Source organism: Blastomonas aquatica, assembly GCF_014639875.1.
GTDB classification, from domain to species: domain Bacteria; phylum Pseudomonadota; class Alphaproteobacteria; order Sphingomonadales; family Sphingomonadaceae; genus Blastomonas; species Blastomonas aquatica.
In genome coordinates this window covers 17,766-35,592 of record NZ_BMGD01000008.1, presented here as the reverse complement: position 1 = coordinate 35,592, position 17,827 = coordinate 17,766, and the positions used below count along the sequence as shown (strand labels likewise).

Annotated in this window: 16 protein-coding genes; 10 read left to right on the top strand and 6 right to left on the bottom strand. The window is 57.1% G+C overall.

Going from position 1 to position 17,827, the window contains the following annotated elements:
• The first annotated feature begins 47 nt into the window (after positions 1 to 47).
• Genes IEW00_RS16975 through IEW00_RS16965 form a run of 3 tightly spaced genes read left to right on the top strand, consistent with a single transcriptional unit; the run spans position 48 to position 3,301 of the window.
• Positions 48 to 1,154: a sulfotransferase family protein gene (locus tag IEW00_RS16975; RefSeq protein WP_188515621.1), complete on the top strand. Its 1,107-nt coding sequence runs from the start codon at positions 48 to 50 to the stop codon at positions 1,152 to 1,154.
• 41 nt (positions 1,155 to 1,195) lie between these two features.
• Positions 1,196 to 2,029: a hypothetical protein gene (locus IEW00_RS16970; RefSeq protein WP_229737114.1), complete on the top strand. Its 834-nt coding sequence runs from the start codon at positions 1,196 to 1,198 to the stop codon at positions 2,027 to 2,029.
• A 30-nt stretch (positions 2,030 to 2,059) separates the two neighbouring features.
• The gene (locus tag IEW00_RS16965; RefSeq protein ID WP_188515619.1) at positions 2,060 to 3,301 is read left to right on the top strand and encodes a glycosyltransferase family 2 protein; all 1,242 of its coding nucleotides are present in this window, start codon (positions 2,060 to 2,062) and stop codon (positions 3,299 to 3,301) included.
• On the opposite strand, the gene IEW00_RS16960 is transcribed toward IEW00_RS16965, so the two are convergent.
• The gene (locus IEW00_RS16960) at positions 3,285 to 4,772 is read right to left on the bottom strand and encodes an FAD-dependent oxidoreductase (protein ID WP_188515618.1); all 1,488 of its coding nucleotides are present in this window, start codon (positions 4,770 to 4,772) and stop codon (positions 3,285 to 3,287) included. The genes IEW00_RS16965 and IEW00_RS16960 overlap by 17 nt on opposite strands.
• Positions 4,769 to 5,755: a glycosyltransferase family 2 protein gene (locus tag IEW00_RS16955; protein ID WP_188515617.1), complete on the bottom strand. Its 987-nt coding sequence runs from the start codon at positions 5,753 to 5,755 to the stop codon at positions 4,769 to 4,771. The genes IEW00_RS16960 and IEW00_RS16955 overlap by 4 nt, the downstream gene beginning before the upstream one ends.
• A gap of 141 nt (positions 5,756 to 5,896) precedes the next feature.
• Between IEW00_RS16955 and IEW00_RS16950 the strand changes: the two genes are divergently transcribed.
• Both IEW00_RS16950 and IEW00_RS16945 read left to right on the top strand, forming a co-directional pair.
• Entirely contained in the window at positions 5,897 to 7,003 is a 1,107-nt protein-coding gene (locus IEW00_RS16950; RefSeq protein WP_188515616.1) for a glycosyltransferase family protein, read from the top strand.
• On the top strand, positions 7,000 to 7,983 hold the full coding sequence (locus IEW00_RS16945) for a glycosyltransferase family 2 protein (protein WP_188515615.1): 984 nt from the start codon (positions 7,000 to 7,002) through the stop codon (positions 7,981 to 7,983). Before IEW00_RS16950 ends, IEW00_RS16945 begins: the two co-directional genes overlap by 4 nt.
• Positions 7,984 to 7,999: 16 nt before the next feature.
• Here the strand turns inward: IEW00_RS16945 and IEW00_RS17560 are convergent, their stop codons facing one another.
• Positions 8,000 to 8,818 (bottom strand): glycoside hydrolase family 16 protein, encoded by an 819-nt coding sequence (locus tag IEW00_RS17560; protein WP_229737113.1) that lies wholly within the window; start codon positions 8,816 to 8,818, stop codon positions 8,000 to 8,002.
• 1,034 nt (positions 8,819 to 9,852) lie between these two features.
• Here IEW00_RS17560 and IEW00_RS16935 point away from each other — a divergent pair.
• On the top strand, positions 9,853 to 11,079 hold the full coding sequence (locus IEW00_RS16935; protein WP_188515613.1) for a cell wall hydrolase: 1,227 nt from the start codon (positions 9,853 to 9,855) through the stop codon (positions 11,077 to 11,079).
• 4 nt (positions 11,080 to 11,083) lie between these two features.
• Here IEW00_RS16935 and IEW00_RS16930 read toward each other — a convergent pair whose 3' ends face one another.
• Entirely contained in the window at positions 11,084 to 11,869 is a 786-nt protein-coding gene (locus IEW00_RS16930; RefSeq protein ID WP_188515612.1) for a metallophosphoesterase family protein, read from the bottom strand.
• On the opposite strand from IEW00_RS16930, the gene IEW00_RS16925 reads away from it, so the two are divergent.
• The 4 genes from IEW00_RS16925 to IEW00_RS16910 all read left to right on the top strand — a co-directional run bounded on the left by IEW00_RS16925 (position 11,856) and on the right by IEW00_RS16910 (position 15,671).
• Positions 11,856 to 12,824 (top strand): glycosyltransferase family 2 protein, encoded by a 969-nt coding sequence (locus IEW00_RS16925; RefSeq protein ID WP_188515611.1) that lies wholly within the window; start codon positions 11,856 to 11,858, stop codon positions 12,822 to 12,824. The two genes, IEW00_RS16930 and IEW00_RS16925, sit on opposite strands and share 14 nt — an antisense overlap.
• A 77-nt stretch (positions 12,825 to 12,901) precedes the next feature.
• Entirely contained in the window at positions 12,902 to 13,477 is a 576-nt protein-coding gene (locus IEW00_RS16920; RefSeq protein WP_229737112.1) for a polysaccharide biosynthesis/export family protein, read from the top strand.
• 29 nt (positions 13,478 to 13,506) lie between these two features.
• Positions 13,507 to 14,760: an O-antigen ligase family protein gene (locus IEW00_RS16915; protein ID WP_188515610.1), complete on the top strand. Its 1,254-nt coding sequence runs from the start codon at positions 13,507 to 13,509 to the stop codon at positions 14,758 to 14,760.
• A gap of 53 nt (positions 14,761 to 14,813) precedes the next feature.
• Positions 14,814 to 15,671, top strand: coding sequence for a glycosyltransferase family 2 protein (locus IEW00_RS16910; protein WP_188515609.1), 858 nt, complete (start codon positions 14,814 to 14,816; stop codon positions 15,669 to 15,671).
• Between the two features lie 16 nt (positions 15,672 to 15,687).
• Here the strand turns inward: IEW00_RS16910 and IEW00_RS16905 are convergent, their stop codons facing one another.
• Both IEW00_RS16905 and IEW00_RS16900 read right to left on the bottom strand, forming a co-directional pair.
• Positions 15,688 to 16,470, bottom strand: coding sequence for a sulfite exporter TauE/SafE family protein (locus IEW00_RS16905; protein ID WP_188515608.1), 783 nt, complete (start codon positions 16,468 to 16,470; stop codon positions 15,688 to 15,690).
• A 15-nt stretch (positions 16,471 to 16,485) separates the two neighbouring features.
• On the bottom strand, positions 16,486 to 17,232 hold the full coding sequence (locus tag IEW00_RS16900; protein WP_188515607.1) for a 3'(2'),5'-bisphosphate nucleotidase CysQ: 747 nt from the start codon (positions 17,230 to 17,232) through the stop codon (positions 16,486 to 16,488).
• Positions 17,233 to 17,827: the final 595 nt, after the last annotated feature.

Here is a 17,827-nt window from a genome sequence, read left to right as displayed (position 1 = left end):
AATGAGCAAAAAGTTGCGAATTTATATCTACTGGAGTCGGATGGGTCATGACAACTGACAGGCAACCGCTCTTCATCGTGGGAGCCGCGCGTTCAGGCACAACGATGCTGGCGGCGATGTTTGGCTCGCACAGGCTCTATGCTGCAGGCCCCGAAACGCAGTTTTTCAGCAAACTGAACCCTCAGCGACTGGCGCTGTGTATCGAGGATCCCGCTTGGCCTCGGGCTGCGGTTGCTTCACTCATGAGCCTGGAACTTGCCGGACAGCCGGTTGTAACACTTTTCGGTTCTAGCGAGCAGGCAACCTACGATTTTTTGAAAGAACGCTCACCGTCTGTCGCGGCAATGCTCGAATCGCTGACCGTTCCCTTTGCTCAAAAACGGGGAAAGGCAGGCTGGATCGAGAAAACACCCAACCATCTCTTAAATCTTTACCAGATCCGGACCCTCTGGCCCGATGCCTGGATTATCCGCATCATGCGCGACCCTCGCGATGCAGCGCTGTCTGCCTGCAACCTACCGACTTTCAGCAATTCTTTTGCGGCCAATATCTATCTTTGGCGCAGGTGGCAGGATGCCGCAGAGGCTTTCATGAAAGCTGACAGCAAATGTGCTACGGTTCGCTATGAAAACCTCGTCGTCGACCCTTCAGGCGAGTTGGGGAGGCTTTGCACCCTGACCGGGATCCCGTTTGACCCGGCGATGATCGAATTTGGTGCAGCTGCGGCAGACGTATCGAGCGCGGCAGAAACATGGAAGAAGCCGGTTTCAGGTGGGCTGAACAAGGATCGCCTCTTCGCTTGGAGGACAAGCCTTGATCCCGGACTGCGATGCCTGGCAGATCAGGTAACCCACGAGTACCTCATCGAGTTTGATTACGAAAATCAGCCCTTGGTAGAGACGACCCGCAAAGGGTTCTGGATGTCCGAACGCTATGTCGAGAGGCATACGCCATTCCTGCTTCGTCAGCTTCGGCGCGGAATTCGCTGGCTACCCGTCATGAACCCGTCGGCAGCAGACAGGATCATCGATCAACCGCTTTACCGGTCCTTCCGTAATCCTGTCCTGCTGGCGCGCCTGACTGCAGGGAGATTGGCGCATTGGTTCGACAATCTCGGTTTCCGCACAGTGTCTCGGAAATCCGGGCGCAATTGATGATAAGTCCACTGCGTATACCTGGCGCGTACCGCCTTCGAATGCTGAAGAGGGCCGTGCGTAAACAGCGCCAGACATGGCGTGCATTGACATCTGTCCGGCAGTTTCCCCGACTGTCGTCCAAACAACGCCATGACCTCGATGCACCTCTCGTAGTTACCCTCACATCCTATCCGCCGCGCTTTGCGCACCTTGCCAAAACAATACGCAGCCTTCTAGATCAGACAGTTGCGGCTGATCAGACCATTTTATGGGTCGCCCATCAGGACCTTGCGAGCTTGCCAGCAGACGTCAGGAAACTCGAAGCTCACGGCCTGACCATCAAGGGCTGCGATGACCTGCAAAGCTACAAGAAGCTGATCCCTGCGCTCGAAGAGGATCCGGATCGCTATTTTGTCACCGCAGACGACGATGTCTATTATCCCGAGACCTGGCTTCAGGCACTGGTCGATGGCGCCCGCGCGCACGGGGGGGAAGTGATAGCGGGCCGGGTGCATGAAGCTCAAATCGACGCGCTTGGAAAGTTTGTTCCATATCAAGACTGGCAACTGGCAAGTGACAGGTTTGTTGCGGGCACTTCAGATACCCGATTGTTCCCCACCGGCGTCGGTGGAGTCCTATATCCCCCTGGCGCGTTTTCTCCCCAGGTGATGGACCGGTCCCTTTTCCTTGAGCTCGCGCCCAGAGGTGATGACATATGGTTTTTCTGGATGGCACGGCTGGCCGGCACAAATCAGCGTCGCGCGAACCTATGGTTCGACATCATTGAATGGCCGAGAACCCAGAAGGTGGCGCTGTTTTCCGAGAATCTGCTTGGGAATGGCAATGACCGGCAGCTGCGGGCAATGTTTGCCCATTTCGGACCGGTACCGTGAATTGGCCCCGATGACAGGAACACCCATAGCATGACTCGGATTTCTTTCATCATGCCGACTTTCAACCGGGCGGCCTACATTGCCGAGTCGATTTTCTCGATCGCCGGACAGATGGACCAGAATGACGAACTTGTGATCGTCGACGACGGATCGACGGATAATACCGCTGAAGTGGTGAACGCGATGAGCATCCCGCTGCGCTACATCCGACAGACCAACGCAGGCAAATCCGTTGCTCTAAATCGCGCGATGGAAATGACCGGTGGGCAATATGTATGGATCTGTGATGACGATGACCTGCTACTGCCCGGCGCCGTTGACGAGCTGTTCACGCTACTCGAGAACGGATCGGCTGAAATGATTTTCGGTCGTTACACCCGATTCCGAATGGACGGCGGCAGCAAGGTGGACATGGGTGTTGGTTACTGGCCGGACCTGAGCTCAGGCTCGCTCGCACGCCATATACTCGAAGATTCCTTCGTGATGCACAATGCAGCGCTGGTCACGCGCGCAGCTTATGTGCGCGCTGGACCATTTGATCCTGCGATGTTGCGTTCCCAGGATTATGAAATGTTCGTTCGGCTGGCCATGCAATCCCCTGTCATGTTTCATGATCGTCTGATTTTCGAGCAAAGAAAGCATGACGGCGCCAGGGGCCCCCAAAGCATAGTGCATGCAGCTGGCGCCTCGGCACAAATATGGGAAGCTTTCGATCGTGCCATCTTTCAAAAGCTTTATGACAAAGTGGATATCGATTTCTTTGAAAGTCTGGTGGCTGCCAACGACCCCCGCCTGGTGCGGCGAGCAGCATTGCTGCAACGCGGCTGCATCATGGGCCGGCACGGTCTGTGGGAGGCGGCCTTCAAAGATTTTGCAGCTGCGGTGGTCGTTGCGCCCAACATCGGCCTGACACCGGTTGAGACCGCAATCTGCAATCGCACAGTGCAGGGCAAGCACGGGTTTGAAGGTTTGCTGACATCCGATTCACTTGACCGGTTGGAGCGGATGCGAAAAAGTTCGGTCGCCGGGCGCGCGCTGGCGTTGGCGCTGGCGGACGGGATGATGTGGCAGTTGCGCGGTCAAAGCTCGGACGGCCGACGCCAGGCTATGGCTATTCTTGGGCAGCGCGCTGGCCTGCGCTACGGATTGCCGCTCATCCATTCCCGATTGACCCGAAGAGCAGCAGGGTTGGGCTCGCAGCTCGTTACCGAAGCTACCGAACCTCGCTATATCAGTCCAGCTCAAGTAGAGGCTCTTACCCCGCCAATCTGACATTAACCTGCCCATCAAGGTGGTCAGCAGCTCTCAAAGCCAGTGCTGCGATGGTAAGGGTAGGGTTGGCGTGTCCACCTGTCGGGAAAACGGATCCTCCAAGAACCGTGACATTCGTCGTGCCATGAACGAGGAGATTTCGGTCCACCACACCATAACGCGGCCCGTCGCTCATGCGGGTTCCGCCCATATGGTGCAGACTGTCGCGCATGGGCATAAAATCGACCTGATCGTGACTGCTTATCTCAGCGAGTTCTCCCAGCCCATTTTTTTTGAGAAAACCAGCCAGCAAATTGGTCAGTCGCACTACACTTTGCTTTTCAGCGTCGCCGACCTTCCAGTTCACACGCGCCCCCAGCCGACCACTCCCGTCAACGTCGGGGGCCAAAGCAATGCTGCTGTCAGGGTTGATTTGCTGTTCAGCCATTATCTCGACAAGGATTCTGGGGCGTTGGAGAATCGGCTCCCTGCCTCGCAGCCAGTTGATGGCCAACGACGGAACTGAGCTAGCTGTAACGCCACCTGTGCGCTGGTACAGGAATTTTGCCGAACAATTGGGTAGGCTCTCCTGGATGAGCAAGGCATCGGACGGGCGAACGCCCACCTCATATGAAATGGCGGGCCTGCGGCGCTTTCGATTGAAGACATGCTGCAATCTGGCTCCGGTCCCGTTTTGCGCAACAACCGAGCCAGAGTTGACCACAAGGTGCTGATGAAAACCCCTCCCCAGCCAACGGTGAACTTCAGCGCATAGTTGGATACCGCGAGCTTGGTGCTCCAGTAGGAAACGGCTATTTTCGACGCAACCACCTGCAAGGACGATATGACGTCCCTTGATCCGGATCACTTTTCCACTGCGATCGCGAACGTGCACTGCGATCACCTGCCGCCCGTCCGTTTCCATCCCGGTCGCATCAGCCTGCATCAGTAATCGCTTGCCTGGGCGGTCAAATACTCGTCGGTAATGGCGCCCCAGATTGAGCGGGGTTTCGCGTCGTTCGAAGGCGTAGTTCCATAGCTGCAACGACAGCCCAGGTGCTGTGTCAAACATCTTGCGCATCCGCGGAGTGTCGAGCGCGCTCTTGCTGGCAGCCAGAGGCAGCCTCCAGTCCGTCGCCACTGCATCGAAATAGAGGCGCAAGTCGCTGAGAGTTATTGGCCAGCCACTATGCGGCAGTCCTTCACGTGCATCAAAGTCGATAGAATCCAGTTCGGCACACCGCGCTGACCACAGCGCACCCGAACCTCCCAGCAACCGGCGTTGCAATGACTGCACGTTCATCGGCATGCCAGCGCTCTCGATCGCAAACAGGCGGTCGCGTTCGGGATCGGGCGCATCGCCTCCGCTTTCGATCACCACCGCATCTCGCCTCAACCGGTCAGCGAACGCGAGACCGGCAACGCCACCACCGATAATGATCACGTCGGTTTCGATTTCAGGCTGCGCAAGCTCGTGCGCAAGGTTGATCATTGTGCGTAGCGTTCAAAGTCTTGGGGCGACAAAAGCATGCGAGGAGTCGAAAATGCTGCCGGCTGGGCCGGGGAGCTATAGTCGTACCACCAGTCGAGGATTGAGGTCGGCTGCTTCAAGGCGGCAAAGCCGCCACTCAGCATGCCCTTGCGCTGTCTTTTCTGCAGAACCTCTCGATACCGCAGGCGCCGCTGCGTACTGCGCGCGTGGACCGAGAGCGCGGCCTTCTGCTGGGATGTCAGATTCAGGTTCTCGAGCAGCCTCCGTTCCTGCCGCAACAGCGCTCGAAGATCTTCGGCCTGATGCTGCGCGCTCAGAGAATTGGGTCGGATCAAACCAGCATAGCCTCCAGACAATACCAGTTTGAATCTTCCATCGCGCGAGAGTGCCTCGGTATACAGAATGAAATCTTCCCCAAGCCGGCAATCCTCTGGGTATGAAAGCTGATGCCTTGTCAAAAACGACCTTCGTATGAGGGGCTTGAGGAAACCGAGTTCGCCGCGGCGCACGTCACGCTTTGGTACATTTGCAAGAACGAAATCTTCAAATGAAAGGGTGCACACCGGGTGTGGGCCCTGAGATTTCGTAGTCTGAAAGGGCACTATCTCACGATAGTTTGAAAAGAAGACAATGTTATCAGCGATCAGGTCCCAGTCATCGGTCACCAAAAGCGGCCCAAAACGGCCGGGCAAAAACAGGTCGTCTGCATCCAGCATGGCTATGATCGGCGAATTGCTTTCCCGGATCGCGCGGTTTCGAGCGGCCGAGGGTCCGCGGTTGCATTCCTGGACCAGAACTTTGAAGCGGGAGTCTCCTGCCCCGGCTACTCCTGCCATAAAGGCAGTGCGGTCGGATGATGCGTCGTCCACGACCACCACCTCGCCGACCTCTGGACAATCCAGAGCACTGCGGACTGATTTGGCGATCGTCTCCTGAGCGTTGAATGCCGCGATGATTACAGCAATTGGCCGTTCTGTGGGCATGTCGTCAACTCAGCAGTGGAGAATATACAACTGGCGTCGAGCGCCGATTGTAACAACGTCATCAGACTGCCATGGTCAGGCCGATATACCTGTATTGTCGCGATGCAGCATAAGTGTCAATGACCCCGCTCAGGAGCATTTATGAAGATTGGTTACATCGTTCAAAATCTTAATGACCCAGCGGTTGAGCGAAGGTGCGCAATGCTGTCTCGCGGAGGTGCGAAGGTGGCCCTAGCAGGCTTTTGCAGGGATACGATTGTTGCCGGCGGGCCTGCCGCGCGAGATCCTTTGATACTGGGAATATCGCAGGATGCCGCCTTGCTTGACCGCGCAAAGCTTACTTTGAAAGCGGTGGCGTTCAGTGGAGGGCTGAGTCAGCATCTTGCAGGCTGCAACGTCATTATGGCGCGAAATCTGGAGCAACTCGCGATCGCCCGCCGGGTGGCTCGCGGAAGGCCGATCGTCTATGAATGTCTCGATATCCACCGGTCTTTGGTGGGCAGCAGTGCGGCATCCCGTGCTGTTCAGGCTGTCGAGGCCTTACTGCTCCCCTATGTCGACCTGCTGCTCACCTCGTCGCCTGCGTTCGTTTCCAATCACTTTGGCAAGAGGCCCCTGCAAGCAAAGATCCGTCTGGTCGAGAACAAGTTGCTGATCAACGAGGGCTTCGTTCCCGAGTTTGCACCGCTTGCGCCCGGCGAGCCTTTGCAGATCGGCTGGTTCGGTATGTTGAGGTGCCGCAAGACACTGGAGTTCTTAACCCGACTCGTCCGGTCCTCGAATGGACGCATCGAAGTGCTGATCGCCGGCAAGCCGTCACCCGCCGAATTGCCTGATCTTGCTACTCAGGTCGAGACAGTCGCGGGGATGCGATTTACAGGGCCATATCGCTATGATGAGCTGCCAGACCTTTACGGACAGTGTCACTTCGCCTGGACGATCGACTGGTTCGAGGAGGGATTGAACAGCAGCTGGCTGTTACCCAACCGACTTTATGAAGCCCTCGCTCACGGGGCCATCCCGATTGCACTGGCAGATGTCGAGGTGGGGCGCTGGCTAGAGGCAAGAGGGGCTGGCCTGCTGGTCTCCGAGCCGGAGCACGCTGAAAATCGATTGCTGGACTTGACGATTGGGGAGCTCGCGGCAATGCAAAATCAGCTGAGGTCGATCTCCCGCGACGAGCTTGTCGCTGACGACCGTGATTGCGTTGCTCTTGTCCATGACATTGCTGGAGCCGGAATCCAATGACTGTTCTTGCGGTTATCCCGTGCCTTAACGAGGCTGGCCATATCGGTGCCTTGCTTGAACAGTTGCTGGTGGGATCAACGCTTTGCACTATCGTGGTTGCCGACGGCGGAAGCCTTGATGGGAGCTGCGAAATAGTGGAACGGCTGGCACAAGCCGACCCGCGGATCAAATTGCTGCACAACCCTCAGCGGATTCAGAGCGCGGGCATCAATCTGGCGGTCGAAATCCATGGCGAGGGTCATCAATGGTTGCTCCGGGTCGACGCGCATTGCCTGTACCCCCCCGATTACGCCGTGCTGCTCTTGGAAGCAGCAAAGAAGACAAGCGCAAGCGCAGTCGTCGTACCGATGCAGACCGTGGGGAAATCGGGTTTCCAGCTCGCAGTCGCAGCGGCACAGAACAGCGTATTAGGAACAGGGGGTTCGCCACACCGGCACATCGGTGAGGGTCGCTTTGTCGACCACGGCCATCATGCGCTCATGGAATTGCAGATGTTCCGCCGGCTAGGGGGCTATTGCGAGTCCATGCCGTGCAACGAGGATGCCGAACTTGATTATCGTCAGATACGGACAGGTGGCAAGATCTGGCTCGAGCCGAACGCCAGCATCGTCTATTTTCCCAGGGCAACGCCCATCGCTTTGTGGCGGCAGTATTTCAGGTACGGAGTTGGTCGTGCGCGCAACATGCGCCGTCACATGATGCGTCCTCATGTAAGGCAGGTAGCGCCGCTGGTAGTGCCGGTTGCGGTAATGATGTTGCCCCTGGCGATCGCCCACCCGCTGTTTGCCCTTCCAGCTGCTTTCTGGTTGGCAGCATGCCTGTTGGTAGGACTGTTTGTCGGGTACCGCGATGGTGGGGGATGGCGTTTTCTTGCCGGGTTTGCTGCAGCGATCATGCACTTGGCATGGGGCCTTGGCTTCCTGCGAGCTGGTGCCGCTACGCGGATCCCCCCACCGCAATATGGGCTCGCTACTGGCTAACACCACCAGCTGTCATTTACTGCGAACGCCAGATCCTGATGGATCGCAGCGCCATATCTCCGGTGCCCTGGGTATATGGACTGTCAGGCGGTGCCTTGACCGCGACCTGCATCAGCGGGTGCCACTGCGTGCCCGGGAATGGATTGGCATAGCGTGTGGTTTCCACCCCATCGACAAACATCGTGATCCAACCCGGATCGACCGTAACCTGAAATTTGTGATACTCGCTCGTCAATGTGTTGGCCAGGCCAAAGTCGCCCATCTGCATGCGGAAGGCAGAGCGGCGGAATGCCCGCTTAGACCGGCTGCCGCCATGGATCGTCGTCGAGAGGCTCGACGAAAGCGTCCACTCAGGATTGTGAGAGAACCCTTCGTAGACATCGATCTCCGGAGGCCATCCGTGCCGCGGAAGCAACCACAGACCAGGCCACGTCCCTATGCGATCGGGCATTTTGACATCCCATTCGACCGACCCGTAAACGAACTCCAAATCGCGCGACTTGTGCGCAGAAAGGATTGCTGCCTGAAACGGATAGGGGGGCCGTCCATCCTTGGCATCAACCGGCTTTTCGAGTCTTCGGGTCCGCAACAGGATTGCGTTGTCGCTCGCTTCGACCGCACCCATGGCAACCGTGCCATAGTATCCGGTCTCCTGGTTGGCTGGCTGCGACCTGCCATGCGCCAGCGCAGTGGACCAGATGCCTGGCCCACCCTTGTCGTCAAACAGAATGGACGTGGCATCAGCATTGTAAACCAGCTGACCCAAAGGAGCGAAGGCATAAGGCGCGCGGAAACCCTCTGTAACCGGAGGCGTCGGCGCGTCCGTGTCACTCACGGTTGCCGAAGCCTGCGCCTGGCCGCGCTTGCCGCCGTCCGGCTCATACGCCTGGCGGAAAACGATAGACTGCCCGGGCCTGGCCGACTCGATCGGGCAGGCAACTGTCGCGCGCTGCGGATCTCCCGGCCGGAATATCACCGCCTGTGTCCGGTCCCTGACAGGACGTGATCCGATGCCTGCACGGCATCGGACATAGGCGATTACGGTAGTGGGTGAAGAAGAGGAAAGCTCGACGACCGCGAGCGCCTCCCTGGCGCCAGGACGGATCACAGTATTGACGAGATCGACTGTCGGTCGCTCAGGATAGGCGTCCCCTGTGCGGAATTGAGGAGCCAACAAAGGAGTTTTGCCGAAAGCATCCGGGCCAGCCACAGGCTGCGGGCGATCAGCAACAGCGCGAACTGGCAATGGATTTGAGGTCCCGGCTTGCGTCAGGGACCATGCTGCGACAGCGCCAGCCACGATGACAAAACTGCCCGAAAGAACAAGTATTTTCCGCATCATCGGGATTGTAGGTGCTTAACGCAGGTGGCACAAGCTTGCCTTGCTCCCGGCATGCACCAATAGCCCATTGCAGAGCCGCTTGCGCAGGGGGTGCCCAGTTATCAGCTGAACAGCGCCAATGAGGGTGTCTTCAGCAAACAATCGCGCCCGTCCATCCGCCATCGTCTCTCGTCTGGCAGAAAATACGATGGCGAAGGACAATTTGCCGTCATGTGCGGGCATCAATTCGTGGCCCCTTATCGATACCGCCGTTGAAAATCCGCGCGCCCTTGCAAACAAACAGATAACATGTCGGTGTGACACCATGTCCCGTAAACAGCTGCGCAGATATTCCTGGCCCACATTGAGACCATCGAGCTGACATAAAGCTCTTCAGGAACACCCTGCGTACGGGTATATGACACCGACTTGGGCCGTCAACGAATGGCGCAAATTTGCGAAACGCCAAGGTGAGCATCCATCGGGCGACTACTGTGGCGTGCCTGCGCAACCATACCGAAGGTGACTGGCGTGAGGGACTTAAGTTCTTGAAACTGGCTAAATTATGGTGGCTCATCGCTTTCCTTACCGTCGGGGCGCTGGGCTTGGTGATGTACTTTGGCTGGCACGCATCTCCTTGGAGTGGTCCGGCTGCAGGCAAGCCTGGGTCGCATTCTGAGACGGCGGGTCGTGGGCAGCCGCCTTTGCCGCAGGTGGGGCTGCCCGGCACGGTGGCACCGGAAGACGAGTTCCTTCCGGTGCCCCGCCAGACAGCGCAGGAGATTAACGCCTCTCGCCCGTTTTCAACGGTAGCTCATTCTTTACCTCGACCCTTTCGTTCAGCGCTTTCGGGGATTGATCGGGAACGCGCCATCAGTTGCCTGGCCATCGCTGCAATCTATGAAGCTGGCGGGACAGCAGACGACCAGTGGCCGGTTATGCAGGTGGTCCTCAATCGCGTCCGTCACCCCGCTTTTCCCAAATCCGTCTGCGGCGTGGTCTTCCAGGGATCAGAACGCCAGACGGGTTGTCAGTTCAGCTTCACCTGCGATGGATCAATGATCCGGTGGCGTCCCTCAGCACAGGCCTATTCTGCGGCAAAATTGCGGGCAAGTGCGATGCTCGATGGAAACATCGATCGGCGTGTCGGACTTGCTACGCATTACCACACCGACTGGGTGGTGCCCTATTGGAGCGCCAGCCTGGTCAAGATCACTGCGGTGCGTACCCATCTTTTCTTCCGTTGGGACGGATTCTGGGGTAGCCGTACGGTGTTCGCAGCACGAGGCCTTGGCCGTGAACCCTCAGTCCCGGTGCTGGCCGCCTGGTCTTCCGCGCATGTGCCTGACGAAGAGCCTGGTTCGGAGGTTATAAATGCTGCCGTTGGGGATCTGGCAGCGGCCGATCCGCAAGAGACCGGCGCGGCACAAATAACAGACGGCAACACCGGCAATCCTTCCAAGCCTCCTTTTGCTCTGCTCCAGCTGCCACTTCGGGGACAAACTCCGGGACGCTGGGCGCTCGACGCGCTCGATCTATGCGGAAGCCGCCCGGAATGCCGAGTGGTAGGTTGGCTTGACCCTGCACAGGCGCCCCCAATCCTTGGTGCTGATACGATCGTTGTCGCGCCTCCCGATTTTGTATTCGTCCAGGTTTTGCGGAACCGGGTGCGCCAACCTTATTGGGACTGCACGCGTTGGTCCAAGGCAGCAACGAGCAGATGCCTCGGAACGTCTACCGAAACTGCAACAATCTTATATGGCGGTGTCACCTGAGACCTCAGGTGGTCAACACCTCGCGCAATTCGCCCTGAACGCACAGGCAAGACAGGCGCCCGGTGCGATAGGCACCTGTGTCTATGGCAATCCGATTGGGATAAAATTCAACTTCATCGACAATCGAATGGCCGTGCACGACAACGGCACCGTGCCAAGCGCTGGAGCTGGTGAACTCGTCGCGAATAAACAGAAGGTCCTGCTCTTCCTGGCTTTTGAACGGTACCCCAGGTCGCACTCCGGCGTGAACGAAGAAATAGCCTTCGCTCGCAAAGCTTATCGGCGATGCCCTGATCATATCGAGTATTTCGAGAGGGATACCATCGGCAATTCGCTGTCCGAAATCGAAGCTATCCTCGCCTTGCATAAGCGGTGCTATACCGTAGCTTGCCAGCGTTGAGCGACCTCCGTGCTCGAGCCACAGACGTTGAGCGACAGGATGGCCTTCACATGATTTGAGCAGAAGATCTTCGTGATTGCCCCGTAACAGGACAACACCGGGCTGACGAACCAGGTTCAGCAGAAGCTTTAGGCAATCGGCCACATCGGGCCCGCGGTCGATCACGTCTCCCAAAAATACGAGACTGACCTTGGAAAAGTCCTTTTCAGAAGCTTCCCAGTGCCCGATGATACGATCCATCAGGTTGCGCAGCAAGTCATATCGCCCGTGTACATCCCCGATCGCGTAAATCCGCCCTTTTGATGCTTGGGTGGTGACCCGCGCCCGATTCCTGAATAGTCTGCGCATGAATGCACTATGCAGATTCGCCGGGAGAATGTCAGTTTCCATTTTGTCCGCCTCCCGCTCAGCAGCTCCCCAGATCAGTTTTGTGGTCGCGAGCTACAACTCCAGGCCCTATCTGATCTCAGCAGTCAGATCAGCGCTCGCACAGCAGGGCATAACACTTGAGGTCCTGATCGTGGACGATGGCAGCACAGACGGCAGCATTGAGGATGCTCGGCAGCTGGCGCACGACGATGACCGCGTCCGGCTATTGCAGACAACACATAACCTCGGTCCCGCCGGCGCGCGGAACATGGCAATCGACCAAATGCGCGGGCAATGGTACGCCGTACTGGACAGCGACGACCTGCTGACGCCGGGCCGCAGCTTGGCGTTGCTTGACCTTGCCGAACTGCACCAGGCAGATCTTGTCGCCGATAACCTGCTGGTTTTTGGAGAGTGTGTGTCTCCCCATCCGCTTTACCATTTAAGTACTTCGGGTTCCGCCTACATCATGGGCATCGAGGAGTATTTCGAACGATCGCATCTTTTCGGACCTGTACCGAGCCCGGGATATATGAAACCCATGATCCGGAAATCTGTCATTGAAGCCCATAAGGCTCGATATAACGAGGGGCTGCGGATTGGTGAGGATGACGAACTAATTGTCCGATTGCTTGCGTCAGGCTGTCGTTATGCCATAACGTGCGAACCGTTGTATCATTACCGCAAGCACGCAGGTTCAATTTCGCATCGGCTGTCGGCGGGAAACGCCGAACGCATGTTCATTGCCGAATGCAACGTCCGTACATTGGTCGGGCCTGCCCTCGCCTCGAGCAAGGCTTATCGCGGCCGCTGGAAGGCATTGCGGCGCGGCGTCGCGTTCAGCCTTTCAATCGAGGCCCTTAAACAGCGGCGTTTTGCATCTGCAATAACCGCTCTGGCTCGGTCGCCTTCGGCACTCTGGCTCTATCGCTTACCAGCCATCGCCCGCTGGCAAAAAATCACAGGCCGTGTGTGAAACGCAATCTTGTTGTTCGAACCCAATGTATTGGGTAATGTCTCGCCAAATCCCGGTATTTTCCAGACGGAGCGATAATGACTGATTTGCGCAGCCTCTTGATGAGCATATTTTTCGCGACCGCCGCTCTCTTTACTGCCGGATGTGCCGGTTCTATTCCTCCCGCTGGCTCTGCCGCCTATGAGCCAACCGAGTATCGGATGGCCGCTGGTGACCGGTTGAGGATAACCGTGTTTGGAGAGGAAGCTCTTACAAGGGAATATGCTGTTTCATCGGCCGGGGATCTCGCCTTTCCGCTTGTCGGCGACATCCCGGTGGCAGGAAAAACCGTAAATGAGCTTCAGGCCATACTGATCGCCGGGCTTTCGAAGGGCTATATTAACGATCCCAGGGTCACGGCGGAAATACTGAATTACCGCCCATTCTACGTGCTTGGCGAGGTTGCAAAATCTGGCGAGTTCCCGTTCAGCGATGATCTGACGGTCCAGCAGGCCGTTGCTCTGGCGGGCGGATACACCTACCGCGCAGACCAGCGACGCGTTTTCATACGCCGGCGCGGCCAGGCCAGGGAAGAAACATATGAACTGACAGCCGACCGTCCGGTTTTCGTATCGCCCGGTGACACGATTCGCGTAGGCGAGCGGTATTTCTGAACGTGGCGACGTCCACGCAGCGGTCTTTGATGGCGGAACGTTTTGCCGGCCGCCCGGAAGCGCATTTTTGGTTGAACCGCAGTAGCCCGACGATTGACGCTGTGTTGACTGCGCTGCCATTTTTTGGAATTTTGTTTAATTGGTGGCTTGGGCCACTGACGCCTGTTGTGGTTGTCACATCTCTGTTCCTGTACATTGTGTTGCGCCGTGAAAGAGTGGTTCAGGTGCTTTTGACCTGCTGGCCGCTTTTGATGCTGCCCGCCTTTTGCCTGCTGTCCACCATCTGGTCGCAGGCCCCGGGTCGTACTTTTTATTATGGTACATTGTACCTGCTCACTGTTCTTCCTGCGCTGTTTATCGGCGCAGGAGCTCAAAGCACGAGTGTTCTCAAGGGCATATTCGTCGCCTTCTGCACCTACACGCTGATGAGCGTCCTGTTCGGTCGCTGGGTAGTCTGGAACGACGGTGGATTGGCGTTTGCAGGGTTGGCAGGGTCAAAAAATGCGGCCGGAGATACTGCTGCACTTACGTTGCTGATTTCGGTGCTCATGATCTGGTGGGCAATCGAACAGGCTCGCTGGCGCTGGCTGGCTGCAGCGGTCGCCATTCTCCCATTTGCGCTATTCTGCCTCGTTGCGAGCAAGGCAACGGGCGTCCTTATTGCCTCAATCATCGCGCTGCCATGCATGACAGCCTGGATAATTTCCCGCCGGCTTAATGTCCAGATACGCTCGTTCATCTTCATTATTGTAACGATTGTGGTGATCAGTATGGCTGCAACGAGCACCTACTGGATGCAGCCTCTTTTCGATCTGATACTTACAGAGACGGGCAAAGATGCTGGCCTTACTGGAAGAGCCCTTCTCTGGCGAAACGCGGATCAGTATATTGCACAGCGACCGGTGCTGGGATTGGGATACAACGCGTTTTGGGTTCATGGAAATCTGGAAGCAGAATTTCTATGGAGAGCCATGGGTATTTCCAACAGAATGGGCTTCAATTTTCATAATACGCCCCGAGATATACTTGTGGATATTGGTTATGCTGGACTGATATTGTTTGCTTTGGTGATGGCATTCTGCGCGGTGCGGCTTATTATTCGGGTAATGGTGAAGCCGACCTATTTTGGCATTTTTTGCTGCACGCTGCTGGTTTTTGAAACGCCGCGAATCTTCTTCGAACTGGTCAGCTTTTCCAACATGCATTTTTCCACATTGATCGTTTTTACAATGCTGGCCTGCGCGTTGCGGCCTGATCGCCTCAAGCCCCTGGCGGCGCAATGATGCCAGGTCGGCCACCCTCAGCATCCTGTTTGCAAGACGCCGTCACGATCTGCATGTGCACATTCCGGCGTGAAAGTGCCTTTGCAGCGCTTGACTCGTTTTCTGGTCTTGAAGGTACCGGCGAGTTACCTGTCGAGGTTCTGATCATTGACAACGATGAGACCGATGCTCTGCAGACGCGATTTGAGGCGTATGCCGCAAATTTTCCTTTCCCTCTGCGCTACGTCCACGCTCCAGCCCGGAATATCTCTATCGCGCGCAATGCCGCGCTTACCCATGCCCGTACCCGCTGGCTGGCCTTCATTGACGATGATGAGGTGGCAACACCAGACTGGCTGAAGCACCTGGCAATGGCGCGCAACCGGACAGATGTAGTGATCGGCCGCTGCGAAGCTGTCTACGGCCCTGATCTGCCGGCATGGGTCCGTGCATGTGATTTCCATTCCAATCGTATCAGAGGAAATCCGACGAATGCCTATACCAGCAATGCGCTGATCGATCGCGACTTTCTTTTGCGGCATGGCATCAGGTTTCGGATCGAACTGGGCAGGACCGGGGGGGAGGACACTATTTTCTTCCGGGAGATCGCCGAGGCTGGGGGACGCATCGTTTACTGCCCGGATGCAGTAGTGCTTGAAGATGTGCCAGAAGGGCGGGCAAACATGCAATGGGTGCGGCGCCGGATGTTCCGCGCAGGGCAAACGCATGGTCTCTTGTGCCGTGAATTCGACAGAAAAGCCTATTTCTTTTTGCCGGTGACCTCAGGTGCCAAGGTCCTGTTTTCGGCCATCATGGCCACAGCTACTTTGCCGGGCACTGTGCGCTCGCGACGCTGGCATGCGCGCGCAGCGCTCCATGCGGGTGCAATCGCCTATTGGGTTCGCCCCGGACTCATCGAAGAATACGCCTGAGATTCTGCGTTGCTCGCTAGCTGGTAACCATTTTGATGGCTGACACGATCAACATGGCCGCCAATGCGTAACGGACCAGGTCATCATTGACTTTTCCGGCGGTCAGCGATCCCACCGCGATGCCTGGCACTGACCCCAGAAGCAGGCTGACAAGCAACCAGAAATCGACGTTCCCCAGCCAGCTATGGCCCATTGCCGCAAGCAGCGTCAGGGGCACCGCATGGATTATGTCAGTTCCGACAATTGTCCTGGCTCCTAGCCTCATGGGGTATACCAGTGCGAGGAGCACTGCCACAACGGCGCCGGCACCCACCGAGGTGAGCGTGACAAGGACCCCTACTGCTGCACCTCCGACAATTGTTGCAACCAGCTGTCGTTGGCGCATCGATGCCCCCATCTGGTTCCGGAATATGGCCATGATCGGCCCCAAACGCGGCTTCAACAGCATAATGAGAGCTACAGCAAACAATGCTCCCCCGAGCAGGTGCAGGAGAAAGCCTTGCTCCAGCCGTCCTTCATGGAAGAGTGCGAGCCATAGCAGTGTAACGCCGGCAGCCGGAAGGCTCCCCAGCATCAGTCGCCGGACGATCTGCCAATCGGGCGATCCGACACGATGATGGATTGCGCCACCTACGATCTTGGTAATAGCCGCAAACCAAAGGTCTGTGCCTACGGCAACCGCCGGACTGAAGCCAAAGAATAGTATAAGGATCGGCGCCATTAACGACCCGCCACCTACGCCTGTAAGGCCGACCAGAAAACCGACAAACATTCCGGCAACGGAATAGCCCAGGTCCATGTCTCGTCCTGAACTTTAGCGCACGATTGTCATCGTTCGAAGGTGCGCCAGCACCGGCTCGGCAAACTCAGGGCGGCAGATAAGCAGGTCAGGCATCCACGGGTTTGGACGGTTGTACACAAGTGGGCTGCCATCGATCCTGGTACAGTGCAGGCCGTGCGCGCGAGCGACTGCCACCGGAGCGCAGCTATCCCACTCATATTGCCCGCCCGAATGAAGATAGATTTCTGCATGACCCATCACGACAGCCATGGCCTTTGCGCCTGCGCTGCCCATCTGCACGAGCTCGCCACCAAGCGCCGCAGCCACAGCGACCGCTTCGGCCGCAGGCCGCGTACGACTTACCACCAGGCGCGGCGGATGGCTGACGGGTGCAGGTAGGCAAGGCTTATCGGACTGCAACACTGTACCTCCATCGAGACCCGGAAGTGCCACTGCCCCCAGGGCTGGCTCGCCATCGATAGCCAGCCCGACATGCACTGCCCAATCAGCCCTGCCTTCCCCGTACTCCCGGGTTCCGTCTACCGGGTCAATGATCCAAACCCGTCTCTTGGCAAGGCGGTCCTGCGTATCGCTGCTCTCCTCTGACAGGATAGCGTCTTCGGGTCGCTGACTGCGCAGCGCATGAACTAGAAACTGGTTGGCAGTCTGGTCCCCCGCCTTCCCAAGCGCCTTGCCGTCCAGCATTTTGCTGTCACGAACCCCAAGCAGCAGCCTGCCGGCGATCAAGGCAAGGTGGGCTGCCAGTTGCGGGTCATTCATGGGAAACCTCATTTTGAGCGGGACTGCCTCGAGACGCTTTGACCGGCTGGACTATCATAGTGGCGCGCCCATGTCGGTCTAACTTCAGCTCATGGGAAGAAGCATGTGAACGTAGATGCCAAGGCGTGCTTGCCCGCCTTGGCCCCCTCCAGGTTTCGATCCAAGATCGCGCGGTCTCCGGTGCAACAATGCCACGGCCATGCAATTCGCCGGGATAGTTGCTCAAGTTGCCCACCCCTCAAATGCCAGTGCCTCACCAAAGCATTGTTCGTGATTGGCGCTGAGGTGCCTTGTGTAGCGCAGCATGGCAAGAGATTTTGTTCTGCGGGAGTGGCGTGCAGTGCCATCTTGCTACACCTGGCAGCAAATCGAAGAGGGAATACCCATAATCACTGTCGTGCTGGGCATTACGAAATCCTACTTCGGCGCTACTTCAAATTACATCTATAACATCATGATAGATTTCATTCAGATTTTGTGAACAATTATTGGAGCTTCCAGAGCATAAATTTCTCACTAGCCGGCCGCAGTGGAATTATGGTAAAATAAAAAGGCGATAATTGATAGTAGCAACGTAACTTACAATCTTTATTGT